General features: G+C 60.6%; 22 protein-coding genes and 2 tRNA genes. 10 read left to right on the forward strand and 14 right to left on the reverse strand.

Annotation, left to right across the window (positions count from 1 at the left end; translation table 11 throughout):
• Positions 1 to 146 precede the first annotated feature (146 nt).
• The 3 genes from HED64_RS18240 (at position 147) to HED64_RS18250 (ending at position 1,587) form a co-directional block, all read left to right on the forward strand.
• A tRNA-Arg gene (locus HED64_RS18240) sits at positions 147 to 223 on the forward strand.
• A gap of 153 nt (positions 224 to 376) precedes the next feature.
• Positions 377 to 847, forward strand: a complete 471-nt coding sequence (locus HED64_RS18245; protein ID WP_168153387.1) for a GNAT family N-acetyltransferase — start codon at positions 377 to 379, stop codon at positions 845 to 847.
• 56 nt (positions 848 to 903) lie between these two features.
• On the forward strand, positions 904 to 1,587 hold the full coding sequence (locus HED64_RS18250; RefSeq protein WP_168153388.1) for a DUF4166 domain-containing protein: 684 nt from the start codon (positions 904 to 906) through the stop codon (positions 1,585 to 1,587).
• Between the two features lie 145 nt (positions 1,588 to 1,732).
• Here the strand turns inward: HED64_RS18250 and HED64_RS18255 are convergent, their stop codons facing one another.
• The 7 genes from HED64_RS18255 to HED64_RS18285 form a co-directional block, all read right to left on the reverse strand.
• Positions 1,733 to 2,149, reverse strand: a complete 417-nt coding sequence (locus HED64_RS18255) for a hypothetical protein (RefSeq protein WP_210149963.1) — start codon at positions 2,147 to 2,149, stop codon at positions 1,733 to 1,735.
• Positions 2,150 to 2,390: 241 nt separating this feature from the next.
• Complete coding sequence (locus HED64_RS18260; RefSeq protein WP_210149965.1) at positions 2,391 to 3,404, reverse strand: DUF2804 domain-containing protein; 1,014 nt, start codon at positions 3,402 to 3,404, stop codon at positions 2,391 to 2,393.
• Between the two features lie 152 nt (positions 3,405 to 3,556).
• Positions 3,557 to 4,570, reverse strand: a complete 1,014-nt coding sequence (locus tag HED64_RS18265; RefSeq protein ID WP_168153390.1) for a LacI family DNA-binding transcriptional regulator — start codon at positions 4,568 to 4,570, stop codon at positions 3,557 to 3,559.
• Between the two features lie 97 nt (positions 4,571 to 4,667).
• Entirely contained in the window at positions 4,668 to 6,086 is a 1,419-nt protein-coding gene (locus HED64_RS18270) for a GH1 family beta-glucosidase (protein WP_168153391.1), read from the reverse strand.
• A complete protein-coding gene (locus HED64_RS18275; RefSeq protein WP_168153392.1) occupies positions 6,086 to 6,982 on the reverse strand; it encodes a carbohydrate ABC transporter permease in 897 nt (298 codons plus the stop codon). Before HED64_RS18275 ends, HED64_RS18270 begins: the two co-directional genes overlap by 1 nt.
• Positions 6,979 to 8,094, reverse strand: coding sequence for a carbohydrate ABC transporter permease (locus HED64_RS18280; RefSeq protein ID WP_168153393.1), 1,116 nt, complete (start codon positions 8,092 to 8,094; stop codon positions 6,979 to 6,981). The genes HED64_RS18275 and HED64_RS18280 overlap by 4 nt, the downstream gene beginning before the upstream one ends.
• A 70-nt stretch (positions 8,095 to 8,164) precedes the next feature.
• Positions 8,165 to 9,490, reverse strand: coding sequence for an ABC transporter substrate-binding protein (locus tag HED64_RS18285; protein WP_168153394.1), 1,326 nt, complete (start codon positions 9,488 to 9,490; stop codon positions 8,165 to 8,167).
• Between the two features lie 403 nt (positions 9,491 to 9,893).
• Here HED64_RS18285 and HED64_RS18290 point away from each other — a divergent pair.
• A tRNA-Arg gene (locus HED64_RS18290) sits at positions 9,894 to 9,970 on the forward strand.
• 105 nt (positions 9,971 to 10,075) lie between these two features.
• Here the strand turns inward: HED64_RS18290 and HED64_RS18295 are convergent.
• Both HED64_RS18295 and HED64_RS18300 read right to left on the reverse strand, forming a co-directional pair.
• Positions 10,076 to 10,534, reverse strand: a complete 459-nt coding sequence (locus HED64_RS18295) for a hypothetical protein (protein WP_168153395.1) — start codon at positions 10,532 to 10,534, stop codon at positions 10,076 to 10,078.
• A gap of 305 nt (positions 10,535 to 10,839) precedes the next feature.
• Positions 10,840 to 11,859, reverse strand: coding sequence for a lactonase family protein (locus HED64_RS18300; RefSeq protein WP_168153396.1), 1,020 nt, complete (start codon positions 11,857 to 11,859; stop codon positions 10,840 to 10,842).
• A gap of 155 nt (positions 11,860 to 12,014) precedes the next feature.
• On the opposite strand from HED64_RS18300, the gene HED64_RS18305 reads away from it, so the two are divergent.
• Genes HED64_RS18305 through HED64_RS18315 form a run of 3 tightly spaced genes read left to right on the forward strand, consistent with a single transcriptional unit; the run spans position 12,015 to position 15,846 of the window.
• Positions 12,015 to 12,926, forward strand: coding sequence for an ABC transporter ATP-binding protein (locus tag HED64_RS18305; protein WP_168153397.1), 912 nt, complete (start codon positions 12,015 to 12,017; stop codon positions 12,924 to 12,926).
• A complete protein-coding gene (locus tag HED64_RS18310; RefSeq protein WP_168153398.1) occupies positions 12,923 to 15,241 on the forward strand; it encodes a YhgE/Pip domain-containing protein in 2,319 nt (772 codons plus the stop codon). Before HED64_RS18305 ends, HED64_RS18310 begins: the two co-directional genes overlap by 4 nt.
• The gene (locus HED64_RS18315; protein ID WP_168153399.1) at positions 15,238 to 15,846 is read left to right on the forward strand and encodes a TetR/AcrR family transcriptional regulator; all 609 of its coding nucleotides are present in this window, start codon (positions 15,238 to 15,240) and stop codon (positions 15,844 to 15,846) included. The genes HED64_RS18310 and HED64_RS18315 overlap by 4 nt, the downstream gene beginning before the upstream one ends.
• A 25-nt stretch (positions 15,847 to 15,871) precedes the next feature.
• Here the strand turns inward: HED64_RS18315 and HED64_RS18320 are convergent, their stop codons facing one another.
• From HED64_RS18320 to HED64_RS18335, 4 genes are all read right to left on the reverse strand, one after another.
• A complete protein-coding gene (locus HED64_RS18320) occupies positions 15,872 to 17,587 on the reverse strand; it encodes an ABC transporter transmembrane domain-containing protein (protein WP_168153400.1) in 1,716 nt (571 codons plus the stop codon).
• On the reverse strand, positions 17,584 to 18,738 hold the full coding sequence (locus tag HED64_RS18325; protein WP_210149967.1) for a DUF1611 domain-containing protein: 1,155 nt from the start codon (positions 18,736 to 18,738) through the stop codon (positions 17,584 to 17,586). Before HED64_RS18325 ends, HED64_RS18320 begins: the two co-directional genes overlap by 4 nt.
• A 288-nt stretch (positions 18,739 to 19,026) precedes the next feature.
• Positions 19,027 to 19,548, reverse strand: coding sequence for a SixA phosphatase family protein (locus HED64_RS18330; RefSeq protein ID WP_168153401.1), 522 nt, complete (start codon positions 19,546 to 19,548; stop codon positions 19,027 to 19,029).
• An 88-nt stretch (positions 19,549 to 19,636) separates the two neighbouring features.
• Positions 19,637 to 20,434 carry a winged helix-turn-helix domain-containing protein gene (locus tag HED64_RS18335; protein WP_132364550.1) on the reverse strand — a complete coding sequence of 266 codons (798 nt, stop codon included), beginning with the start codon at positions 20,432 to 20,434 and terminating at the stop codon, positions 19,637 to 19,639.
• A 587-nt stretch (positions 20,435 to 21,021) separates the two neighbouring features.
• Here HED64_RS18335 and HED64_RS18340 point away from each other — a divergent pair.
• Both HED64_RS18340 and HED64_RS18345 read left to right on the forward strand, forming a co-directional pair.
• Entirely contained in the window at positions 21,022 to 21,762 is a 741-nt protein-coding gene (locus HED64_RS18340; protein ID WP_168153402.1) for a response regulator transcription factor, read from the forward strand.
• The gene (locus HED64_RS18345; protein ID WP_168153403.1) at positions 21,759 to 23,363 is read left to right on the forward strand and encodes a sensor histidine kinase; all 1,605 of its coding nucleotides are present in this window, start codon (positions 21,759 to 21,761) and stop codon (positions 23,361 to 23,363) included. Before HED64_RS18340 ends, HED64_RS18345 begins: the two co-directional genes overlap by 4 nt.
• A 99-nt stretch (positions 23,364 to 23,462) precedes the next feature.
• Here HED64_RS18345 and upp read toward each other — a convergent pair whose 3' ends face one another.
• On the reverse strand, positions 23,463 to 24,101 hold the full coding sequence (gene upp, locus HED64_RS18350; RefSeq protein WP_132364544.1) for a uracil phosphoribosyltransferase: 639 nt from the start codon (positions 24,099 to 24,101) through the stop codon (positions 23,463 to 23,465).
• Positions 24,102 to 24,446: 345 nt separating this feature from the next.
• On the opposite strand from upp, the gene tadA reads away from it, so the two are divergent.
• Complete coding sequence (gene tadA / locus HED64_RS18355) at positions 24,447 to 24,935, forward strand: tRNA adenosine(34) deaminase TadA (RefSeq protein ID WP_342590774.1); 489 nt, start codon at positions 24,447 to 24,449, stop codon at positions 24,933 to 24,935.
• Positions 24,936 to 24,938 lie beyond the last annotated feature (3 nt).

A 24,938-nucleotide genomic window follows, 5' to 3' on the forward strand; every position in this document is an offset into this window, starting at 1 on the left:
TGACGAAGGACACGTAGACCGGTATACTTCATGGAACGTGACCTAACGACACACCGCACGAAGTGCCAACGGATTTTGCACGAGGCCCATTCGTCTGTATAGTTATTCGAGGTCGAACCGCAAGGTTGCTACCAAAATAAGAATATGCGCCCATAGCTCAGCTGGATAGAGCATCTGTCTACGGAACAGAAGGTCAGGGGTTCGAATCCCTTTGGGCGCACCAAATGAAAAAGCCACGAGAAATCGTGGCTTTTTGCATGTCACGTAGACCAACTCAACAGCGCGAATCTGAAAGCGGTGTTTGGGGTGAAACGACCCGCTGGCGCGTTAATCGCCACAACTTGCACGCCCGCTTATTCTCTACTTGACTTGATTCATGCAGACCCCATTCGAGCTCAGGGCAGCCACAGAATCCGACGCACAATGGATTGCTGAGTTACGTGCGGTCGTGCTGAAAAATGATCTTGAACGCCTCGATCGCTACGATCCCGTGCGTGTGCGCCAACGCTTTCTCAACGAATTCCGGCCCGAGCACACGAAGATCATCACATTGGATGGACTTGCTGCGGGAAGCCTCGCCCTGCGGCCAACCTCAGATAGTCAATGGCTCGAACACTTCTACATCGATCCGCAGCATCAGGGCAAGGGACTGGGCGGTTCGGTACTGGCCGACCTCATGCGGCGGCATGCCGATACTCGCCCCTTCCGCCTCAACGTGCTGGCAGGAAGCCCGGCACAGCGGCTTTATCTACGCCACGGTTTTGTTGTTGATACCTCGGACCCCATAGACGTTTTCATGGTTGCCCGTGGACTCACTCCGCGAAGACCCGTAACGCCCACCTGTTGATACGACGGGGTGCGAGGATGGCATCATGGTCATCAAACGAAGAAACGGGATGAGCAATGGCCTCAATTTTTGAATTGGCATTAGGCGACGACTTTCATCGTCTGCATCCGATGCTCCAGAAGCGTTTCGGCGTTGATGTGGAATCCGGTTATGCCTGTATTGGCAGCGGAGTCTTTACGGAGGTACGGCGCGGGGCTTGGTGGACGTTGCCCTTTCTGGCACTAGGCGCCTACCGCAACATCTTGTTTCCGGATCAGGGAAATAACATCCGCTTCACCATCGAAAACTATCCCTACCTCGACGGGTTTTCCCGACCTACCGTTACTTTTGTTCGGACCCTCAACGTTTCACGTTCCAAAAAGCGCCGCTTCGATGCCACGATGGTGTACAGCCCGCAACGGGGCCGGATTGTTGACTACCTTGGCACACACCAGCATCTGGCCACCGATCTCATGCTCGACGTCCTGGCAGATGGAACTCTTCACTTACAGACCACTGCCCAGCGCTTCTATGAGGGTCCTCTGGCATTCACGTTTCCTGCCGCTTTCACCGGCACGGCAGATTTATACGAGAGCTTTGATGATCAACGAGGCGTCTTCACCGTACAGATGCAGGTACGTAATCCTCACTTCGGATTCCTTTTCGGCTACCGCGGCGAGTTCACCTGCACGTTTCCCTCGCTAGTCGAGGCACCCATCCCGCAGGCGCTAAAACCGCTGAGGGAAGAACTGCGCGACTAGCCGCCGTTCCCCTCACTCCAGTGTCTTGCCGTTACAGTCCAGCAACTCCTGTGCACCATGAGTCGGGCTAATGTTTCCGCTGAAAGTTCAGGCTCAATACATCAGCACCCGGTTCTAATAGGGGCGCTGATGTACCGTCGGGAGGCTAAGCCCTGTTCACTGCCTTCTTGAGCAGTTCCACAAGGCGGTCCTGATCCGCTGCGCTCAGCTCGGTGACGGCGAAGGAGGTCGGCCACAAGTTGCCTTCGTCCAGCATGGCGTCGGGCTGGAAACCAATGGTCGCATAGCGCACCTTGAACTTGGCGGCGCTTTGGAAAAACACCACAACCTTGCCCTCTGCGTTGGCATAGGCAGGCATTCCGTACCACGTCTTCGCACCCAAATCGGTGTTCTTCTGGACCATCTGGTGCAGGGTCTCGGCCAGTTCTTTGTCCGTGCCGGTCATCTCGGCAATCGCGCCGAGGCAGGCCGCCTCCAGATCTGCACCTAGCTTTGCGGCCTTTGCTTCTGCCGCTGCGGCACGCATCGCTGCCTTTTCCTCTTTACTGAAGGTGGTGCTCATGGTGTTTCCTTTCATTGGTTTGCTCTTGAGATTCACTCTAGGCGCACAGGGCCCGGGACTGCTTCTTGAATCCTGCTCAACCTGGACAGGGCGTGCTCGGCGCGGGGAGCGTCAACCCGCATCCGGGTTTGGTCTCTTAGGTAAAGATGACCACTAACGACGTTGGTAACAGTTCGGTTGGACACCCGGCGAGCGCCGCCACGTTTTTTGATTCCTGGGGCTCCTGAGAGCCGCTTCAGCTCTACCATCTGTTGCGCATCTCCTCGGCCCAGCCGAGCAGCCCCGCGATCTGGATCCGGCGCTCCCCCACCTGCACCCACCCGGAGTAGTGGCCAAAGCATTGGTGACCACGACTTCCGAACACCACCAGCTCGGTGCTACTGCTTCTGTCCCAGAATGGTTCAAATTTCAGCTGGACGCTCTCCCCGGTAATGCTCCACGGTGCCAACCAGTCGGAGGTGTTGTACTGCCAATCGAGTTCTTCGCTGATCTTGTGAAGCGTTCCGTCGATAAGGAGGGAATTCTCCGTGGATCCGCTGCCATCGGTCCATTTGCCACCTATTTGAAGACCGAGCGTTTCGCCGTTCAGCTTCCCGGACGCGGCACCCCAGTTCCATGTCATTTTGTAGGGCCAGCGTCCACGCCCGTGATCGAGCACTGCCCAGCTCTCGCCCTCGGGGATCTCGTGGCGGGTACCCGCTATCTCAAGCCAACCCGTGGCGGGTCTTGCTACATCTTTGAGCGTGTATTGAAAGCGGTTTTTGGAGAAGGGAACCACCACGCCCAAGGCTTGGTGGCCTGCCGGACGATGCGCCATCATCTCAAATGAGACCCCTGAAGCATTCGCACGCAACTGAGTGCCGCCGGGCACCTCGTCGATGGCGATCCGCAATTTCTTAGTGGTCGCCCGGGCGGGGCCTGCCCCGGCCGAGGCAGGAAGCTTGGCGGTACCGGCCAGTGGAGCGACGGCATCGCGTTCCAGGACCTTGCCTGTTGACCGTTCGTACACCATGACCGCATGCACTGCCGCATAGTCGAGCGATGAGACCGTGAGGGCAATGATGTACTCGGGCGTCGTAACTGCCCAATACTCCCAGCGCTTGTTCCTCCCCCACGCGATACGGCCGGCACCAATGCCGGAGGTATCGTGAAGCGGTGTTCGGCTGAATCCGACGGCGTCCGGGTTCAGTGTTCCGTCGGCTCGCAGTAGGACGACGGGCTCGGTAATTTCCCGTTCCACCAACATTTTGCTCATGGGTTCCTCGTCTTTTGAAGCACGTGCTGAGGAGCTAGTGGTCCCGTTTAACGCGGCAAAGCGGCGGCCATTTTCGTTATTGGCCTTGCGCATTAGCAAGACGCAAGTCATGAATACGCTTCCGCCATAGGTCAACAGCCCCTTGCCTTCGACTAGTGCGAACCGCGCTTGATCAGCACCGTGTTAATGATGGTGCGCTCGGGGACTTGGCCGCCGGCGATCAGCGTGACCAGTAGCTGGGCCATCATGGCGCCCTGGCGCTCGGCCGGTTGCTCGATGGTGGTCAGCGGCGGTGAAGCACTTTGCGCATACGAGTCGTTATCGACAGTGGTGATCGAAATGTCTTCCGGCACCCGGATACCGCGCTCATGGAGGATCTTCAGCGCTCCAAAGGCCATCTGAGCGCTGGCAATGAAAATCCCGTCAATATCCACTCCCCGCTCGAGCAGGGAAATCATCGCCGCTTCACCACCCGGTGGGGTGAAGTCGCCATATTCAATCAGATCCGTTGCCAGTCCCACGGGCTCCAAAGCTTCCCGCCAACCCTGGAGCCGGTCCTGCCCGGCACCCATGTTTTGCGGACCAGCAATCGTGGCGACCCTGCTGCGTCCGGATTCCAGGATGGTGCGTGTTGCGGTGGTGGCAGCGGCGACATTGTCCACGTCAACCACGTGCAGTTCGCCGCTTTCATTACTCATGGGCCTGCCACCAAAGACCATCGGCAGTGAGCCGGCAAGTTCCACATAGGAACGGTCATCACTGTGGTGCGAAAGGATCAGCGCGCCATCCACATTGCCTCCGCGAAGGTAGCGTCCGGTCTTGGCGGGGTCGGCCTCGGTGGCAATCAACAAGGTGAGAGTGAACTCGGTGTCGGCCAGGTACATGGCAGCGCCTTGAATGACGGTGGCGAAATAGGGGTCCGAGAAGAACTTGGCCGCGTTTTCCGGGATGACTAGGGCAATGGAATTGGTTCGCCCATTGGCCAGTGAGCGCGCGGCCCTATTGGGAACGTACTTGAGTTCGGCAATGGCCTTATTGACCTGCTCGTTGACCTCGGCGCTGACCTTGGTGGAGCCATTTACGACGCGAGACACCGTGGCGCGCGAGACCCCCGCCCGGGCAGCCACCAATTCCAGCGTTGGCTGTGGTTTAGCGCTCTCGCCCATTCGCTTTTCCCACTTTCGCTGTCAACTACCGGCTCGACTCTTCCGTCACGGCGACGGAGAAATGCCGCGGAACACGAAGTATTCCGCGGCATCCGGTTTATGCCAGTGTACGACTCGCCGCGATCAGCTTGCCGTAGGCAAGCCCACTGTCCTTAATGGTTCTCTCCTGCGTGTCATAGTCCACCCTGACAATGCCGAAGCGTTTGGCGTATCCCCACGCCCACTCGAAGTTATCCAGCAGCGACCAGACGAAGTAGCCACGGACATCCACCCCGTCTTCGATGGCCTCGGCAACGGCTCCAATGTGGTCAAGGATGTAGGCCGCGCGCTCGTTATCTGCCACGGAACCGTCCGCTTCCACGGTGTCCTCATAGGCCGCCCCATTTTCGGTGATGTACAGCGGGGGCAGATTTGAATAGTCGGCCTTCAACCGGTTCAGCAAGGTGCGCAGTCCCGCGGGGTTCACTTCCCAGCCCATGGCGGTCAGCGGCAGGTCCCGGGCGGGGAAGGAGACATGTTCGCTGCCGACAAACGGCGAGCTCTTGGGACTATTGGTGGGAACGACTGCCGGGGCAGCCTGTGCCGAGACAGGGTGACCGCTGACACTGTCATCGTGATAGTGATTCACACCCAAGAAATCGATGGGTTGGTGAATGGCAGCCAAATCACCGGGCTTAATGAGTTCGGCCAGACCGTACTCTTTCACGTCCTCGAGCAAGTCCGCGGGGTAGGAACCACGCAGAATCGGGTCAAGGTACATGCGGTTCCACAGGGCATCGATGCGCCGGGCGGCATCCAGATCCACCGGATCGTTCGGATCATTCGGCACGGCGTTAGTCAGGTTCAATGTAATGCCGATCTTTTCCACCCCGAGCCCGCGCAACTCGGACGTGGCAAGGCCATGGGCCAAATGCTGATGATGCATCGCTGCCAGTGCTGCACGTGGTTCGCGGCGACCCGGCGCATGTTCACCTGCCGCATAGCCGATCAGTGAGGAACAAAGCGGTTCATTAAATGTCGTCCAGTGCGTGACGCGGTCCCCGAGCACGCCGTGGACCGCCTGAGCATATTCCACAAAGCGATAGGCGGTGTCGCGGTGGGCCCAGCCACCACGCTCCTCCAAAGCCTGTGGAAGATCCCAGTGATAGAGGGTCAGCCACGGCAGGATGTTGGCTTCCAACAGCTCATCAACGAGGCGGCTGTAGAAATCCAGCCCCTTGGCATTAACGCTTCCGCCGCCGGGAACCACTCGAGCCCACGATGTGGAGAACCGGTAAGAATCCAGCCCCAGGTTCTTCATGATGCCCACGTCTTCGGTGTACCGGTGGTAGTGGTCAACCGCCACTTCCAGATGATCACCACCGGCAATGGCGTTGGGTACGCGGGCGAAGGCATCCCAAATGGAATCCTCCTTGCCGTCAAGGTGTGCCGCGCCTTCGATCTGCGCTGCGGCCGTTGCGGATCCCCAAAGGAATCCCGAGGGCCATGAAAAGTCGTGCAATTTGTTGATGCTCATTAGCCTTTTACTGCTCCTGCCATGATTCCCGAAACAAGTTGTTTGCCGGCCACTACGAAGAGCAGCAACAGCGGGATGGTGGCCATCACGGCACCTGCCATCACGATGGTGTGGTCAACGTACTTGGCTGATTGCAGTTGGCTCAGGGCCACCTGCAACGTTGGATTTTGCGGTGCTACCAGCAGTGGCCAGAGGTAGTCGGTCCAGGCCGTCATGAAGGTGAACAGACCCAGGATCGCCATCGCCGGACGTGCCGCGGGGACGCCCACATGCCAGAAGGTCTGGATCATGCTGGCTCCGTCAACACGCGCCGCCTCGATCAATTCGTCCGGGATGACATCCACTAAATACTGGCGCATAAAGAACACGCCGAACGCGGTGACCAGCGTCGGAACCATGATGGCCCCCAGAGATCCAGTCCAGCCGAACTGCTTCATCATCATGAACAGCGGGATGATGCCCAGCTGTGTTGGCACGGCCAGGGTCGCGATCACAAAGACCATCAGTCCCTGTTTGCCGCGAAAGCGCAGTTTCGCGAAGGAGTAGCCGGCGAGCGTGGAGAATCCGACAACCGAAATCGTGATGATGCTCGAAACGATAATGCTGTTGCCCAGGGCTGACCAGAAGTCGATGGTCGTGAAGACCTCCGAGACGTTGGACAAGAAGGCCTCGCCGGGGAAGATGGGCGGCAACGAACCTTCAAAGGCGCCGCCGGAGCTGGATCCTGTGACAAATGACCACCACAACGGGTATGCCCCGCCGAGGAAGAAGGCGAGCAACAAGCCATAGGTGAGAAAGCCTGGCCGCCGGTCCAGACCGAAGGAACGCTTGCGTCCCGGTTTGGCCGGTACAACGTTGCTATTTTTAGCCGGGGGTATCGCGGTTTTTAGGCTCATGACCGATGCTCCTTCAAGTTTTCCTGCGCGGCTTCGCGGGCGAGTAGCTGAGCGTTTTTTCGTGCTGAACGTCGTGCCGCGCGGCCGATTTTCTCGCCCCTACCGCCACCGGAGGAGGCAATGGAGCGGGAAATGAGGAAGTTCAGTAGCCCGACCAGGATGATGATCAGGAAGAGCAGCCAAGCCACGGCGGACGCTTTGCCGAAGTCCCCGCGGTTGAAGGCCAAGTCCCAGAGGTACAAAACGGTGGTCTGGTATTCACGGTTGGGTCCGCCCAGCGTCGAGCTGCTGGGATTAAAGAGTTTCGGCTCGGTGAAGATCTGCAGACCGCCGACCGTCGCGGTGATGATCACGAAGATCATGGACGGGCGGATACCCGGCAACGTGATGGAGAAGAAGCGCCGGAAGGCTCCGGCACCATCTAGAGCGGCCGATTCGTGGAGTTCACGCGGAACGGCCTGCATGGCTGCCAGGAGGATCAGCGCGTTGTAGCCCGTCCAGCGCCAGTTCACCATCGAGGCGATGGCGATATGGGAGGGGAAAACCTCGGACTTCCACGCGACGGGATCAAGGTTGAGCAGTTGCAGGATGTTGTTGATGAGACCGTATTTTTCGTCGAAAGCGCTCGAGAAAATCAACGTCACCGCCACCGGAGTAACAACGTAGGGCAGGAGGATACTCATGCGCCAGAAGGTCTTGGCTCGTAAATTCTGATCCAAGATGGCGGCGATGAACGTTGCCGCGATGAGCTGCGGGATGGCCGAGAGTAGGAAGATGCTGAAGGTGTTAAACAGCGAGTTCCAGAAGTACGGATCCGTGAGTTCGGTGACGTAGTTCTCCAGGCCGACCCAGTCCCCCGCGCCCGAGAGCAGATCCCAGTCGTTAATGGAAACGATAAAGGTATAGACCAGCGGGAAAAGTCCCACCAAGGCGAAGAGGATAAAGAACGGGGCGATGTAGAGGTAGGGCGATACCTTAACGTCGAGTGCGCCAAACTTTGCTCGAAGCGAGGGACGCGGGCTGTTTCCGGAGCTGGGGGCACCGGTGCTTTCCGCGTCGGGCCTGCCATGCTTTTGCTGCGGCGCCGAAGGCGGGCTGATGATGCTGGTCATGAGATTCTTCTCCCAGTGGGACGGAGGCTCGGCACAACGTGTATGCCGAGCCTCCGAACTGCGTGGTGGATTATTTGAGGTCGAGGTTCTTCAAGGTGGTCAACGCGTCATTCCATGCGCTCTTTCCGTCGGTTCCCTTATCCAGCGCGATGGTTGCCGGGCCGAAGACCTGCTCCTGAATGACCGAGTCGTTGGCTCCCTTGAATTGGGCCTTGACTCCTTCCGAACGCGAGGCCAGAATCTCGCCGACCGGTGCATCGTTGAAGAACTTGCTCAATTCATTGCTGCCGGTGACGCCCGGATCGGTTTGGGCAGCTGTCACACTCGGGAAGGTTCCCGCTGCTTGGAAGGCTGCGACCTGTGACTTTGCGTCGGTCAGGTACGTGGCAAGTTCGGCAGCTTCGGCCGGGTGCTTGGATGTAGTGGGTACCGTCAGGAAGGTTCCGCCCCAGTTGGTGGGACCACCGGGGAAGACATCGGCAAAGTCCCATCCTGAGTCGGCGTTGCCACCGGCAGCTTCGATCTGACCTTGGACGACACCGAGCATCCATCCCGGGCAGACGGAGGTGGCGAAGGATCCGTCGACAAAGGCCTTGCCCTTGCCCCAGTCCCACTGAGTCTGACCCGAGGAGAGACCCGCTGCTGCGCCGCCGGCCAGTTCATCCCAGCGTTCTGCCAGTGCGGTATTTCCCTCGATGTTCAACGAGCCATCTGCCTTGTAGTAGCCCTCGGGCAGCTGATTGACCATCGAGTTCCAGACGAAGCCGGACTGGTCGTACCAGGATTTGCCGGTGGCTGCCTTGTATTTCTTGCCGGTCTCGAAGTAGTTGGCCCAGGTGGCGTCGTCCCCGCCCAGCGCGGCAGCAACCTCGGTGCGATCGGTGGGAAGCCCTGCTTCCTTGAAGAGTTTCTTGTTGTAGCACAGGCCGACCGGACCGATATCGGTGCCGTAGGCGATCACGCGGTCCTTTGAGTCGGTGGCTTGTTCGGTCTTCCATGAAACCCAGCGGTCCTTGATGTCTGCCGCACCGTACTGGCCGAGGTCGGTGAAGGAGTCCGAGACGGCCATGACCTGACCGAGCCAGCCTTCTTCAACGGCCTGGACATCCGGCAGCCCGGCCCCGGCGGCCTGCTTCGTCTTCCAATCGGTCAGCGCGTTTCCGCCGGTGTCGATGTTGGTGGCCTTGATGGTGATGCCCGGGTGATCGGCTTCGTACTGCTTGTACAGGCCGTCGAGTCCCATGGTTCCGAACGTGGTGACGGTCAGTGTCACCGGGTTATCGCTTGATGCCGGCTCGGCCGAGGAGGCTCCGGAAGAGCACCCCACTGCCAAAAGTGCGAAGGCTGCCGCTCCTGCGAGGGCCGCGGCGGTCTTAGTGTGGCGTGAATTCTTCACGTTCACTCCTTTGTATGCGTCGGTGGTGCTGCGTGTGAATGGAGTTAGATCAAAATGAGAGCGCTCTCATTTCATGCCGACGAGCACCCTTCGCAAGCCATACCAGGGATTCGTCGAATACTGAGAGCGCTCTCACCCAGAAGTGTGAGCGCTCTCACAAGATCGCTAGATACAAGATTCCACGGCTTTCAACAAATGTCAACACCGAACACCTCCCGGCTTTGAGCCGAGCGCCACCGCTCAAAACAGGTGAAGTTCACCCGCTGGCGATACCTAACACCCTGCTCGCGACAGATCAGAAGGTGAGTTCGGGCACGATTCTGAGGATGGAATCGACCGCCGGGCAAAAGCTATGTATAGTTGTTCGAGGTCGAGCCGTGAGGCTGGATCAACAATAAAATATGCGCCCATAGCTCAGCTGGATAGAGCATCTGTCTACGGAACAGAAGGTCAGGGGTTCGAATCCCTTTGGGCGCACCAAGTGAAAAAGCCGCGAGAAATCGCGGCTTTTTTGTGGTCTACGACCGAATCGCCATGCGAAACCATCTCGTCACTGCTCCCCACGAGAACTCTCCTGGATTAACCTCACGCGGTGAGCCGATTAAGAACATCCTCGTAGATCGATTCATCGATCAATCCGAAAGATACCGCATTTTCCACGTCGATGAACGTTCCGGCAATGTCACTTTCTAACTCACCAAATTCATTGAACTTCGGGGCACTGCGGTACGGCCACGCTGCCAACTCGAGGATCACCTCTTCACGGCCAATCATGCCCGCGGCAAACCGCTGGCAGAGCTCATGCGGCGAGGCTGCATTAAAACCCGCCACGACATCTGGCACTTTCGCGGCACGTTGCAACGCCTTGGCCACCGCCGGCTGCGATAAGCGCAACACTTTGGCCATCTGAACCTGTGTCATCTGCTGGCGCGCAGCTTTAAGGGTCCGCTTGTAGTCAAGCAAAGCGACTTCTGCAAGTTCCCTGGAGCGCAACAGCTGCGCCGCCACAGCCGCGTCACGTGGTGGATCAATATTCTGGCTCACGGCAACCTCCAAAGCGCGAAATTACTTGTCCTACTTCTCGAATATAACAGATGTTATTTTGACGCTCTAGGGCTTCGCGCGTGATGGGACACCGCAGGCGAAGCAGGATCAGGCCGGGCCCGAGAAGCTAGATTCTGCCGCGGATTGAAGCAACGGCAGATGATCGTGATTTTGGATGGCCAGCTTTCGACGGCACAAGGGCCGATCCGCACCGCGAAGATCAACACCCGGGCAGCAGCCATCGCGCGAGCGCAACAGACAACCATCGACACAGGCGAGGAACGAAGTCCCTACAAGCGACCGGCTCAGCGTGCCACTTGGGCGGTGATGCAGGTGGGACTTTCCATCACCAGGGAGTCCAGACGTACAGAAGGAATCCCATCCCCGGCGTCCAGCTCAAAGGCCTCGACCGTATTGGACAGCTGATTGGCCACCAGCATCGAGTCACCCACCTGCAGGTGATGCCGCGGCCACTCCCCTTCACAGGCCGAACTACCCACGAGCACCGGAATTCCCGCCTTGAGTCCAAGCACCACTACCTTCTGGGCACCACGAACACCGACGTAAAGACGGTCTCGGTACTTGTCCAAGGACAATTCGGCAGGAAAATGCTCGCCGGGCAAAATCTCTTCACCGAGGCCGGTTCGTGCCACCTCACGATATTCACCCGAAGCGTCGGGGCTCAGCGTGATGACTTCAGCGCCATGCTCGGTAGCGACATAAATGAACCCCGAGGGATGCTCCACCAGATGTCGCGGGCCGTCGCCCTTGTGCAAGACGATGACTTGTTGCAGCAGTAATTGGCCATCATGTAGTTCCCACAGGCGCAGTGAATCATGTCCAAGATCGGTGGTAATGATCCTTCCCGAACGCAACACAGTGGCTTGATGAGAATGCGATGCCCGCCCCTCATGACCGGGGACCGCAAAGGGATCCCTGGAGGCCGGCGCCAGGCTGGGCAGTCCCAGCGAACCATCGGTGGCTAACGGGTAGATCAGGATCTTCCCGTCGCCGTAGCAGCTGGCGATGAGATGACTTCCGGTCAAGGCCAGGTGACATACCAGCGCTCCGGCGGGAACCGGATGCCCCAAAGGTTCAAGCCGGTCGGTGCCCACGATCGTATAGGCAGCCACCTCACCCCGATGCTCGAGGGCCGCATAGAGCACCGGCAGTGTCGGGTGGACGGTCAACCACGAGGGGGAATCTGCGGCGTGGGCCAACCCGAGGTCCGTGAGTACCCCATTATTGATACCCATCGTTCGAATGCCCTGACTGGTACCGCCACCATCTGGCGAATATCCGCCAACCCAAAACCTCTTGATCATGTCCCCATCTTCCCCCCAACAATGCCCTCACATGGAGATCAAGGGTTAAAAGTTGCCCTATCGTGTCCTAAGGTTGCGTACCGAATCTCGTCACGTGTCGCATCAGACAAAAACACTAATTGAACTGACCAGTCAGTTTGGTTTACGATGGTTTTGTGCTCATCGCCGATAACCTGGCCATTGCCGGTCGCCACCTGCCCCTGCTGGATCCCACCAGCCTTGCCGTCGCGCGCGGCGAACTTCTGCTGATCCAGGCCGATACCCAAACCACGCGCACCGCGCTGTCTCTAGGACTGAGCGCACGCATGCGCCCCAGCGAGGGAAGCGTCAGCTGGCTCGGGGATTCCTCACTCAAAGCGGTACGCCGCATCAGCGCCATCGTTGACTCCCCCCAGATCAACGATCCGGAGGCACACATGAAGGTCCGCGACCTGGTGGCCGAGGACCTTTCACTCATTCCGGGTTCCAGACGGCGACGACCCAAGACCAAAACGTGGATTCAAGAGCACCATCTGGAGTCCTTGGCCGATCAATACCTCGATGCCATCGAACCGCTTGACCGCCTCACCCTGATGACCGAGCTGGCCCTTGAAGATGCCCACGTTGAGCTGTTGGTCTTCGACACCCCGGAACGCCACGGGATTCCCGAAGAGATGTGGTGCACCTTCCTAGAATCGGTGTCCACCGGCGAACGAGCCCCGGCCATCATCGCCGTGGTGCAGCGCCTCCCCGAACAGTGGTCGGGCCCCAACGCCTACGACGGCGGTATTCAGGACAAGCTGGAGGTTCCCTTCGGCTCGATTCACGCAGATCTCCCCGCGGACGAACCCACGGAGGAACCCGAAACCAAGGCAGCACCGGCACACCTCGCAGACCCCGAGCCAGCTCCAGCGGTCGGCGTTGATATCCCCGGCGAAACCGAATCCTCTCCGAAGCACCTCGAGGGTGCTGCTCCCGCACATGCAGCAAGCGTTGACATCCCGGAAGTCAGCTCACCGGTCGATGCGATCGAGGACGCCCCGGTCGAAACCACCACACTTCCCACCGCAGCAAAGGACCTCTCATGACCACGTTGCGTCTGGCTCTGTCCGAACTCAAGCGCATGACCTCCGGTCGCCTACCGAAGATCGCGATCGCCGCATTGACTCTGGTCCCGCTGCTCTACGGAGCGCTCTACCTTTACGCAAACTGGGACCCGTATTCCAATCTGCACAACGTCAAGGCCGCCATCGTGAACCTGGATCAGGGTTCCACCAAGGACGGCAAGGACCTCGCTGTAGGTGATGACGTCACCACCGAATTGATGGAGGATGGCACCTTCGGTTGGAACCAGGTGTCCACCGAGGCCGAAGCCGAGGCGGGTGTTGCCTCCGGCGATTATGCCTTCGCGATGACCATCCCCGCAGATTTCTCCGCCAACCTCGCCTCCCCCGGCGACTTCGAGGCGGCCAAACAGGGCATCTTGAAACTCACCACCAACGATGCAAACAACTACATGGTCGGCACCTTCGCCGACAAGCTGGCCGGCCAGGTGCACAACACCGTGGCCGCCGAGGTTGGAACGCAGACCGCCGATGCCCTGCTCACCGGTTTCACCGAGATCCACACCTCGATGTCCAAGGCCGCAGATGGCGCCGGGAAACTACACACCGGCACCGTGAAACTCTCCGACGGTGTCACCACGCTGGCCGATGGCGTGAACACGCTGGATGATGGAGCCGGCAAACTTGATGCCGGGGCCGCGGATCTTTCCCAAGGTGCCAACACCCTGCACGACGGCACCTCCTCGCTGTTAGCCGGGCAAAAGAAGCTCGCCACCGGTGCGAACTCGCTCGCCGCTGGGGCAGACACGCTGGCCGATGGCACCAAGGAACTCAACGCCGGTCTGGCCGAACTAAAGTCCAAAACTTCGGCCCTTCCCGCGAAGACCCAACAGCTTAATGATGGTGCGCAGAAGGCCTCCGATGCGTCCGTCCAGCTCGCCGATGGCGCCGCCGAGGTGGCAGCCGGCAACAAGGCCCTGGATGACAAGGTCACGCAGGCAGCAGAAACCCTCACCGCCCTGGAAAAAGATGCCAATACCCGCATCGATTCGGCCACCGAGGCCCTGAACACCCGTCTGGATCAATTGGTCACCGAGGGGATCCTCACCAGCGAACAGGCCAAGACCCTGCGCACCGATGTCACGAACGCCGCAAAATCCAGCGGTGTCAGCGAACAGGTGGCCGACACCAAAAAGCAGTTGACCACCGCCCAATCCCAGATCTCCGCTCTTGCCGACGGCTCGGCGAAGGTCGCGGCCGGCGCCAAGCAACTATCCGGAGGCCTCTCTACCCTGGCTGACGGAACCGAAACCCTGGCCGGGGCCATGCCCGCGCTCAAAACCGGTATCGGAGATGCCGCTGCGGGCGCATCCGCCCTCAACACCGGAGCCCAAAAACTCTCTGACGGTGCCGATACCCTGGCCGACGGTGAAGCAGACGCACTGGCTGGTACCAAGAAGCTGAACAGCGGTGCCTCAACGCTGGCCGCCGGAACCACCACCTTGCACGAGGGAACCGGCTCGCTACTCGCCGGCGTGGGTGACCTCGGCGACGGGGTCGGTGAGCTCGGCGACGGGGCCACCGAACTGAGTGATGGTTCCTCCGAGCTGTCCACCAAACTCACCGACGGCACCGATGAGGTACCCAACCCCAACGCGGCAGACCGTGATCAAGTTTCGAACATCATCGGCGATCCGGTAGCCATCGATCGCACGGACCAGGCCAAGGCCTCGGTCTACGGCGAAGGACTGGCCCCGTTCTTCATGACCCTAGCCATCTTCATTGGTGCCTTCATGCTCATCCAGCTCATGCGCCCGATTACCGCACGCGCGCTGGCCTCCAACGCCTCCAACTGGAAAATCGCCATCGGCGGTTGGCTGCCCTTCTTCTTCATCTCGATCATTCAGGGCACCATCCTCTACCTGGTCGTGATCTTCGGCCTCGGGCTCAATACCGCCCACCCGTGGATGACCTGGGGACTCTTCCTGCTGGCGTCGATGGCGTTCACCGCCATCATCCAGGGCATCTGCGCACTAGCCGGCACGCCGGGCAAGATGGTGGTCCTGGTATTGATGGTGCTGCAGCTGGTTTCCTCCGGCGGAACCTTCCCCTGGGAAACCACCCCCAAGATCCTGCACATTGCCCACCAATGGCTGCCCATGGGACATGTCGTCACCGGCCTGCGCCACCTGATGTACGGAGCGGATCTCACGGTGCTCGGCCCCGTGGTGGCCGGGCTCATCGGCTACACCGTGCTGGGCCTGCTGGCCAGCACCCTGGCGGTACGCTTGCACAAGACATGGTCCCTGAAAACACTGCATCCGGAGCTGAGTGCATGAGTCAAAACGCCGAACCCCGTCCCAGGGTGCGGGCCACCGATTCGAAGCACCGTTTGTTCACCGCGTCGATGGAACTGATCGGGGCCCGTGGGCACCACGCCGTGTCGGTTGATGAAATCGCCAAGGCCGCAGGGGTATCCAAGGGAACCGTATATTACAACTTCGGTTCCAAGGCGGAGCTGATCGGTGAGCTGCTGAACTACGGTGTGGCAATCCTCTTCGAACGATTGGCACAGGGCGCCGAGGATCCTGATCCGCTGACCGGACTGCGGATGATGATCGGAGATGCGCTGGAGTTCATTGCCGAATACCCGTCCTTTGCCCAATTGTGGATTTCCGAGCAATGGCAGTCCGACAGCCAATGGGCCACCTCCTTGGCGAGCATGCGCCACGAGGTCATTAGCTTAGTGGCCACCGCCCTGGGAAAGATCGCCAGCAGCACTCCCGCGGCACCTGATAAAACCGCGGTAGATATTGACACACTTGCCACCGCGGTCTTTGGCGCGGCGCTGATTCTGGGCCGAGACCGCTTGGTTTTCCACCCCGAGCGCAGCATTGAATCCTGCGTCGGGGCGGTCATGGCCTTCACCGCGCCACTGCGCTAACGTTCGGGAGCGCCGGGACCCAGCGCTATTGCGCTGCATCCAGATCCCAGAGCCGAAACCCCGCGCACCATGGCTCATCCGAGGCGATAATGACCACGCCCGGGTAGTTCAGCAAGGTGTTCTCCAGCCACGCCTTGGCACGCGGTTCCAGTTGAGCATCGATGCCATCAAGCAGCAGCAGCGCCGGTGAACCGAGCATCGCCCGCGCCGTCATCAGTCCCGCACGCTGGGTGCGGGTCAGCGGCATCCCACCGCGACGCAGGGCCGTGTCTTCCCGCTGCTCGAGCGAATCGATCCCCACACCGAGATCCCGCGCCAGATTCAAGGCCCGGGAAATATCGGTATCCGGGCGGCGGTACCGCAGGGCCCGGCCCAGAGTTCCACGTTCTGGCACCATCGAGGCAAAGGCGGCACCGATCAGTCGGCGGCGTTTCTTTTCGCTCACGGCCCCGGGGATTTGTCCGGCCACCACATACCCCAGGCCGCGATTCTCGCGTTCTTCGCCCAGCTCCCCCAAAATCTGTCTCGCGTTCGTGCGCGCGGTGGCCAACACCGCGAGCAGTTCCGAGCGCAGGCGCGCATCTTTGGCCCGCAGCAATATTTTCTCCCCCGGTGCTGCGCGTAGCTCCGGGATCCGGTGGCCGTTGATTTCGAGCCCGCGTAGCCACACCCCAGCAACGCGCGAGGCCTGGATCTGTGCGGCCGCCCGCGCAGCATTCTCCCGCAGGGCGGGGCCAGCGGTCAGTTCGCTTTCCTCAACCAGCAGCGGAGCAATAATCCGGGCCGCTGCCCGGTAATTTTGCCGGTACTCCACGATCCGGCCCCATTCCCCCACCGGGGCCGCGCACAGCCCTAACAGGGTCAGTGCCGTGGCGATCTGCCCGGCATCCAGGGCCGCATGCCGGGAAACCAGCACCAGAATCGCGGTGGCTGCCAAGGGTAGGGCCAGCGAGCAGGCGCGCAACACTCCCGCCATCCGGGCCCGGGATACCGCAGCATCGCGCACCTTGGTTCCGCTGCCAGCGATCCTGGAAAGTTCGCGGGACACCCCACCTGCCGCCACCAGCGCAGAGCTAGCCGCGAGCGTGTCGGCCAGGCGGGCCGCTAAGTTGCCGCGGTGCCGGCGCAGGATCCGGGCCCGCTCGTAGGCGGGGCCCGCGAGAAGTCGCAGGACCACGCTCAGGAGCAGCACCGGAACTGCCAGCGCCAGCGCCAGCAGTGGGTGCAACGCCCAGAGTCCGAGCATGGAGATCAGCACCAACGGGATGCCGGCCAGTAGCGGCGCGATTCCTTGGGCCACCCAGTTGCGCACCGCGGCAAGATCATTGCTGGCCCGCGTCACGGTGATCCCCATTGAGGGGACTTTGGGTGCCAACAACGAGTGCGAGATCAACAAAAGTCGCAGTTGAGCCACGTAGTCCTGGCCCAGCTTTTCGGCTACAACACGTTCCAGATACCTGCCATAGCCCCAGGCCAGGATCATCACGGCGATGCCCACGCTCAGCGGCACGATTGGTGCTCCGCTGACTAATGAGCCCAGAAGTAGGGCAATGCCCACGCCCAGTCCCGCGCACAGAATGGCGATGGTCAGCAGCGCGGCGAAGAGGCCGCGACGCTTTCCTCGCAGGAGCTGGGGCAGACGCGGCGTCGGCAGCGCTGCCGCTGGCCGTGTCTCCACCAGTTCCAGGGGCCGCGTCGTGGGACCCTCGGTCAGCTCCAGGTGGGCGTTATTCCCGCTCACAGCGAGGCGGCGCGCACCGGCAGCAGTGCGGTGGCGACCTCTGGGCGGCACAGGGCGTAGGTATCAATGACCCGGACCTCCAACTGTGCGGCGGCCTCGGCGGTGGCCAGCGGGGAGGCGGTGAGTAGACCGGAAATCGCCGCCACCGGCACTCCCGCGTCCTGCAGCACATCCAGCCCGGCGCGGGCGCCGAGCGCGTCTTGGGCCGAGAACACCACGGTGTCCACGTAGGCGGCAAAGAGAGGATCGCGCAGCAGTCGGGAGGTCTCGCCCTGGTAAAGGCCATCGGCGATCTCGATGACCACCACGTCGGCGCCGGAGGCAGCCTGCTCGTTGATCATCGCGGCCAGTAGGTCGCGTACCTGCTCGTAGGCGAGCTTGAAGGTGGTGGGGTAGCCAAAATCGGTGAAGTCGCAGACCGGGAAGGCACCGGCGTCGATGAACAGGTTCGGGTCGTTGCCCGCTCCGGTTCCGGTGGCCTTACCTGCTGCAACATTGAGCCCGGCGTTGGATAGTCCGTTGACCAGGCAGCCCAGGGTGGTGGACTTGCCCGAGTTCATCGAGGTTCCCAGCACCGCGATGACCGGTGGGCGCACGGTGCCCTCTGCGCGCAGCGCGGCCAGCGACGGGGTGCCCACCTGCAGTGGGGCGAAGTCGCGCAGGTTGACCACGCCATCATTGGTGGCCAGCAGGCCGATCGGTTCGATGGCGGTGGCGGCGTCGATGGAGGCGTGCATTTGGGTCACGTAGCCGGCCAGACCGCCACCGGCGATCAGGTGGCAGGGTTCCAGTGAGTCGGGCACGTGGGCCAGGAACTGGTCGGGGGCGTAGCGGTTGCCGTAGGCGACCATGATTTCCTGGCCCACGAACATTAGCTGGCGGCGGGAGACCGGGGATTCGAGGCGGGTGTGCTTGCCGATTTCGGCGACGCGGGCGATGACCACGTCTCCGGGCTGCGGGGTGATGGTGGCACCGGCGATGAGGTGGAAGTCCTCGGGGTGCTTGGAGAACTCGGTGGCCACAAAGCGGGTGGTGTAGGCGGCACGGATTTTCAGGGCGCGTTCGGCGCCAATTAGTTCCTGTCGCACTTCTCCGGCTGCAGCGTTGGGTGTTGCAAAGATGTCGGTTTCAAGGCTGGTGCTGATGCTCATGGTGTTGTCCTTTGGGTGCCGGAATCTGGTTCCGCATCGGAAGCGGTTGCAGGATGTGTTCCTGCGCTGTTCCAAGTCAAAGGGCTCAAAGTAAGCAACTGATGAACGGTTCATGAGGACGTCCTCATAATCGGGACATCGTTCTCATCTTTGGTGCGCCATGGTGCCAAAAGACGTGGTCAGGGGTCGGGAAAACTCTCATGCAGTTTCCCGCCACATCCCACGAAATCGGCCGTATCTTCTGCCCAGACGTCCCCGAACGTGCCGTGCACGAATAGAGCTGGAGCTTTAGCGTGGGACCACGAAGTTGGTCACTTTCATATCGCGGCCATCGATCTCCGCCCATGGTTTATCGGTTTGCAGCACGGTGAGGCCGAGAGTGGGATAGTCCATGGCCAGCTCGTAGACGGCCTCTTCATCCGACTCGACGGAGGCTAGGCGCATGGCGAGTTCCTGCAGTACCGGCTGGTGTCCAATGACCAACAGCGTGGTCACTGTCTCTGGCGTTTCGTTGATGATGGCGCAAAGTGTGGTGCTCGAGGCGCCGTAGATCCTTGAGTCCAAGTACGGTGTGGGAGCCTTTTCGCCCAGCTCGCTAATGATCCAAGCGCAGGTGGCCCGCGTCCGCAAGGCATCGGAGAGCACGATGTAGTCGGGCACCACCGCATTCTCGCGCAGCCATGCACCGGCAGCCGGTGCTTCCCTATTACCGCGTGCACCCAACGGTCGTTCGTGGTCGCTGACTCCCAGCGGGTAGTCGCTCTTGGCGTGGCGCAGTAATACGAGTCGCTTCAAATGGTGTTCACTCATGCACCCAAGCTTAGGCGGGACATGGTCTTTAACGACGCCGGGGCCGCATCGCGTGGATGCGGCCCCGGCGGGAAATGAGACGTTATGACTAGATGGTGTATTCCGGTGCGGCCCAGACGACAACCTCGGGGTGCTCGTAGAAGCGGTAGCCCTGGCCGCGCACGGTGCGTACGGTGTTGGCCAAACGGCCCAGCTTGGAGCGCAAACGACGGATGTGCACGTCGATGGTCCGCTCGTTGGGGACCTCTTCGGCATTGCGCCACAGGTTGGTGAGCAGCTCATCGCGGCCCACGGTGCGGGTGCCGTTTTCCACGAGGTAGTTCAGCAGTTCGAATTCCTTGAACGTTAGGTTCAGGGTTTCGCCATCAAGGTGCACTTCGCGGCGCGAAAGGTCGATCAAGACGCCGGAAGGTCGTGGAGCTGCCGGTCGGGAATCAACACGGGGGCGGCGGTTGACCGTGGGATCACCCAGGGCCTGACGAACGACGTCGATATTGTCACCCGTAGCGCTCGCCGGGGCCAGCGCCACGGCTGCGTGCGTCTGAGCCTCGGGAGAAAGCGTGGCCAGGAAGGCCCGGACCTGCGTGGCGAGTTTACCCAGCGAGGTGCCCTGTGCCTGAGCTACGGTCTCGTCCAGTCCCACGTAGAGCACAAATCCTCGTGCGGTGGTATCTCCGGTGACGGGCTGCGGGCCGGGGGTTCCGTTCGGAACGACCACGGGGGTCGGCGCTGTCATGGGTCGAGTTTCGGTCGCTGCTGGGACCGCATGGAGCTGGCGATATCCGGCGGGGGTGAACCCGCCGGGCGCGGTGGTGCGCTGCGCTGCTGCGGCGCGAGACTGCGCGTTGCGGATTGAAACATGGACGTATCCGGAAGTTACCGACATGCTGCTCTACCTCTAACTCGTGTGAATGCCACGGAATGGCGCGAATGCTTAGGTGCTCCGGTTACCGCGCTGGTGCGAGGTTTGGGAGCGATGCGAGTGTCACTGAGCGCCGGAGGTTTCCGACACTCAGCTGAGCATTCGACAACAACACTGACGATGCGTCATCGCCATGCCTCCGAGGAGGCTCAAGGGTGCTGTTGCTGCGCTATTCACAATCATCAGTTTCCCCGTAATAAAGGGAACCCGCAAGTAACAAACTTAGGTTTTGTCCACAATGTGAGACTTGCAGCGCTTAACGTGTCGATCATCACATTGTACAGATCGGTGACGTGTCAGATACAAACAAAGCGGAATGACCTATAAATTCTTCCAGACCGCGCAATTTGTCCAATCCAATCGATTCACATGGTTCGGGTTGCCACACCTACACCGGGGCAGCCTCGCAAGCAACGGGCCTACCAACAGTTGGTGGCGCAAACCCCTCTCTTACGAAGACTCGAGGCCCTAAGCTGGGTGAAACACGGTCTCACAGCCCGTTCACAGCCGGGCCACAGGGCCGCCCTACACCTCGGAGGGAAGGTTATTCCATGCCTGCTTCTCGTTTTTCCCCTACGCATCTACCGCGACTGACTCACCCGGACGGAACCGCCATCAAGGTGCTCGTCGTTGACGACGAACCCTCATTGGCCGAATTGGTTTCCATGGGTACCCGCATGCTCGGATGGGAAGCTACGGTTGCCCATGACGGGCCCTCCGCCGTGGAAGCCGCCCGCAAGTCCTCCCCCGACGTCCTCGTTTTGGACTGGATGCTGCCCGGCTTTGAAGGCCCCGAAGTATTGCGCAAGGTTCGCACGTTCCTGCCCGAGGTCCCGGTGCTTTTCCTGACCGCCAAGGACGCGGTGGAAGACCGGATTGAGGGACTGGGCATCGGCGCCGACGACTACGTCGCCAAGCCCTTCAGCCTCGAAGAGGTACTGCTGCGCCTGCACAAATTGGTCGAGCGCTCCGGTGCCACCGCTGCCGACAGTGCGGAACTGGTTGTCGGGGATCTGGTCCTGAACTCCGATTCCCACGACGTCACGCGCGCCGGAGAGACCATCAATCTCACCGCGACCGAATTCGATCTACTCTCCTACTTGATGGTTAATGCCCGCCGCGTCGTCTCTAAATCACAGATCCTCGACAACGTCTGGCACTACGACTTCGGCGGCCAGGCCAACATTGTTGAGCTGTATATCTCCTACCTGCGTAAGAAGATCGAAGCCGACGCATCACCCATGATCCACACCGTTCGTGGCGCCGGATACATGCTCAAACCCGCCTCATGAGCACTTCAGCAACACCGAACCCCGAGGCATCCGAGCATGGTGGAATCCAGGATTTCTTCCCCGCTAGTTCAGCTACCCGAGCCCGGACACCCATGACACTGCAACGCCGGCTGCTCTTGGCCGTCGTCTGTTTGCTGGCGCTGGTCTGCACGGTCATCGGGTTGCTGATCAACGCCGGCATGCGCCAAACATTATCTGCCCAACTTAATGAGCAGCTGGCTTACGCCGCCGATCGCGCCGCCACCTACTCACTGAGCCAGTCAAAGGGCAACAGCGGAACTCCACTCTTCGCCCCTGGCCAAGCATCGGGAACCCTCAACGCCAAGATCGAATCCGGCCTGCTATTTTCCGGTGGCGTCTTGGACATGAAAACCGGGCAGCGAAACAACATCGTCGGAGACGACGCCCTACCGCTGTCCACCTTGGTTGTTGACGCGCCACCTGCCAAACGAGAATTGAGCATCGGCGACTATCTGTTGGTCGCCAAATCAGATCCCAAGGGTTCCGGAACCCTGATCACCGGGCTGCCGTTGGACCCCAATGCGCGCACCCTTGCCTCCCTCGGATGGATGACGGTGTTTATCTCGTTCGCCGGGCTGATAGCCACTGGATTGATCGGTTCAATGATCATTCGTCATTCGATGGCTCCCCTTCGACGCGTCTCCGCCGTGGCATCGTCGGTGGCCACGGCACAGCTGGAAACTGGCACGCTGGCCCTGGACGCACGCGTCGCCGAGGAAGATTCGATTCCCGGCACCGAATCCGGGGACGTGGGCAACGCGTTAAACGCATTGCTGGATAACGTTGCCACGGCCTTTGCCGCACGCGAAGCCTCCGAGGCGCAAATGCGCCAGTTTGTTGCCGATGCTTCTCATGAACTGCGCACCCCGCTCTCCGCCATCCGGGGGTACACCGAGCTCATCAGTGCTACCGAGCATTTCTCCGACGATGGGCAGCGCTCGCTGGTACGCGTGTTGGAACAGAGCACCCGCATGAGTTCACTGGTGGAAAACCTCCTACTGCTGGCCCGCTTGGATGAAAAGCACCAAGTGAAGAAGACCGACGTGGACCTCGGCAAGCTGGCTGGCGACATTACCGAAGACTTCCGAATCACGGCGACCGATCACCATTGGCAAACTCGACTCCCCTCCACTCCGCTCGTGGTGAGTGCAGATTCCTCCTCGCTACGGCGGGTCATCACCAACCTACTTGCCAACGCCCGCAAACATACCTCCGCCGGCAACACCGTCACGGTGAGCCTCAAACGTGACAACTCGACTCACCAAGCAGTGCTCCAGGTCCATGACACCGGGGAGGGCATTACCCAAGCCTTCTTGCCCCAGGTGTTTAAGCGCTTCACCCGTGCTGACACTGCGCGTTCCGGAGCCGATGGCACCACCGGGCTGGGACTGCCGATCGCCAAGGCCATCGTTGAATCCCATGATGGAACCATCACGGTGTCTTCCACCCCGGGCAACACCGTTTTCGAGATCCGTTTGCCGCTTCCCGAACCGCAGAAACCCGCGGTCAGTCCAGTCGTTTCATCCGCACTAAAGAGCTCAACAAAACGATCGAGCCAGCCTAAGGGCACAGCCCTCTAGGCGAAGCCGTGGCATTTGGGCACACAAAAGGCGTCGGGCCGGCAACAGAACTTTCGGTTCTGTTGCCGGCCCGACGCCTTAAGCCTCAGTGGCTCTGAGCTAGTGCGCTACGCCGTAGAGGCGGTCCCCGGCATCGCCCAGACCCGGAACGATGTAGGACTTCTCGTCCAACTTCTCATCCAAGGAAGCCAGAACGAGGTGGACCTTGTCGTTGTCGCCGTAGGCCTCTTCAAGGCGGGCAAGGCCCTCGGGAGCGGCAATCAGGCAGATGCACGTGACATCTTCGGCCCCGCGGTCAAAGAGGAACTTGATCGATTCGATCAAGGTTCCGCCGGTGGCCAACATCGGATCTAGGACGAAGACCTGGCGTCCGGTCAGATCCGAGGGAAGACGCTCGGCATAGGTGATGATGTCGAGGGTTTCCTCGTTGCGGGCCATGCCCAGGAAGCCAACTTCCGCGGTCGGCACCAGACGCGTCATGCCCTCAAGCATGCCCAAGCCGGCGCGCAGGATCGGCACCACCAACGGGGTGGGCTTAGCGAAGGCGATACCGGTCGTGGTTGCGACCGGAGTCTCAACCTGAATCTTGACGGTCTTGACGTCGCGGGTGGCTTCGTACGCCAGCAAGGTCACCAACTCGTCGGTCAGCTGCCGGAAGACCGGCGAAGGGGTGTTCTTATCTCGGAGGACCGATACCTTGTGGGCCACCAATGGGTGGTCGATTACCTGTACGCGCATGCTCCAAAATCTACCAGTCCAAGGCCCCCTCTTCCCCGGTTTTTGTGCTCGGACATCGGGTGATTCCTACCATTGTTTCGGTTATCGGACCGGCCAAGAATTGCTTACCAGCGTGGCCTGGCGCGAAAAATCAGCGAATGCGCGCACTCATGAAGACCGGCAAGATCCCAGCCGCAGCTATCAAGAAACTGGCCGCGAGGTGGCCACCGTCGGTGCTTTTCCGGCAACCTGCACTTTCAAAATGGCCCAACCGAAGTCGCGGGTTGACGTTTCAGACCCGCATTCTCCAATGCGCACCGGGCGCCAAACTACGCTTCCGTTCGCGGCCAAACTAAAGTTGGCACAGTGATTCCTCAACGAACCAGCCACAGTGAGCTCATGGACCTTGCCCTCGCCGAGGCCCGGGCTGCCCTTGCGACCGGAGATGTTCCCATCGGCGCGGTGATCATTGGCCCCGACGCCAAGGTGCTGGCCACTGGCCGGAACGAACGCGAGGCTCATGGAGACCCCACCGCCCACGCCGAGCTGGTGGCCATCCGTGCCGCTGCCCGGGCACTGCGTGAGGCAGGGATTGATGATGGTTGGCGTCTGGAGGACTGCACCCTAGTGGTCACCTTGGAACCTTGCGCCATGTGTGCCGGAGCCATCGTGCTTTCGCGCATCCCCCGGGTTGTGTTCGGCGCCTGGGATGAGAAGGCGGGCGCCGTCGGCTCGGTGTTCGACATTCTGCGCGAGCCTCGGCTCAACCACTGGGTCGAGGTCTACCCAGGTGTCCGCGAGGAAGAGTGCGGGCGCTTGCTCACCGACTTTTTTCGCGCACGACGCCAAGATTAGTAG

The organism is Paeniglutamicibacter terrestris, assembly GCF_012271785.1.
Lineage (GTDB): Bacteria > Actinomycetota > Actinomycetes > Actinomycetales > Micrococcaceae > Paeniglutamicibacter > Paeniglutamicibacter terrestris.

Excerpts from the sequence above, each read along its gene's own strand:
- HED64_RS18245 (WP_168153387.1), top strand. The coding sequence starts at position 377 with ATGCAGACCCCATTCGAGCTCAGGGCAGCCACAGAATCCGACGCACAA.
- HED64_RS18250 (WP_168153388.1), top strand. The coding sequence starts at position 904 with ATGGCCTCAATTTTTGAATTGGCATTAGGCGACGACTTTCATCGTCTG.
- HED64_RS18255 (WP_210149963.1), bottom strand. The coding sequence starts at position 2,149 with ATGAGCACCACCTTCAGTAAAGAGGAAAAGGCAGCGATGCGTGCCGCA.
- HED64_RS18260 (WP_210149965.1), bottom strand. The coding sequence starts at position 3,404 with ATGAGCAAAATGTTGGTGGAACGGGAAATTACCGAGCCCGTCGTCCTA.
- HED64_RS18265 (WP_168153390.1), bottom strand. The coding sequence starts at position 4,570 with ATGGGCGAGAGCGCTAAACCACAGCCAACGCTGGAATTGGTGGCTGCC.
- HED64_RS18270 (WP_168153391.1), bottom strand. The coding sequence starts at position 6,086 with ATGAGCATCAACAAATTGCACGACTTTTCATGGCCCTCGGGATTCCTT.
- HED64_RS18275 (WP_168153392.1), bottom strand. The coding sequence starts at position 6,982 with ATGAGCCTAAAAACCGCGATACCCCCGGCTAAAAATAGCAACGTTGTA.
- HED64_RS18280 (WP_168153393.1), bottom strand. The coding sequence starts at position 8,094 with ATGACCAGCATCATCAGCCCGCCTTCGGCGCCGCAGCAAAAGCATGGC.
- HED64_RS18300 (WP_168153396.1), bottom strand. The coding sequence starts at position 11,859 with ATGATCAAGAGGTTTTGGGTTGGCGGATATTCGCCAGATGGTGGCGGT.
- HED64_RS18310 (WP_168153398.1), top strand. The coding sequence starts at position 12,923 with ATGACCACGTTGCGTCTGGCTCTGTCCGAACTCAAGCGCATGACCTCC.
- HED64_RS18315 (WP_168153399.1), top strand. The coding sequence starts at position 15,238 with ATGAGTCAAAACGCCGAACCCCGTCCCAGGGTGCGGGCCACCGATTCG.
- HED64_RS18325 (WP_210149967.1), bottom strand. The coding sequence starts at position 18,738 with ATGAGCATCAGCACCAGCCTTGAAACCGACATCTTTGCAACACCCAAC.
- HED64_RS18330 (WP_168153401.1), bottom strand. The coding sequence starts at position 19,548 with ATGAGTGAACACCATTTGAAGCGACTCGTATTACTGCGCCACGCCAAG.
- HED64_RS18335 (WP_132364550.1), bottom strand. The coding sequence starts at position 20,434 with ATGTCGGTAACTTCCGGATACGTCCATGTTTCAATCCGCAACGCGCAG.
- HED64_RS18340 (WP_168153402.1), top strand. The coding sequence starts at position 21,022 with ATGCCTGCTTCTCGTTTTTCCCCTACGCATCTACCGCGACTGACTCAC.
- HED64_RS18345 (WP_168153403.1), top strand. The coding sequence starts at position 21,759 with ATGAGCACTTCAGCAACACCGAACCCCGAGGCATCCGAGCATGGTGGA.
- upp (WP_132364544.1), bottom strand. The coding sequence starts at position 24,101 with ATGCGCGTACAGGTAATCGACCACCCATTGGTGGCCCACAAGGTATCG.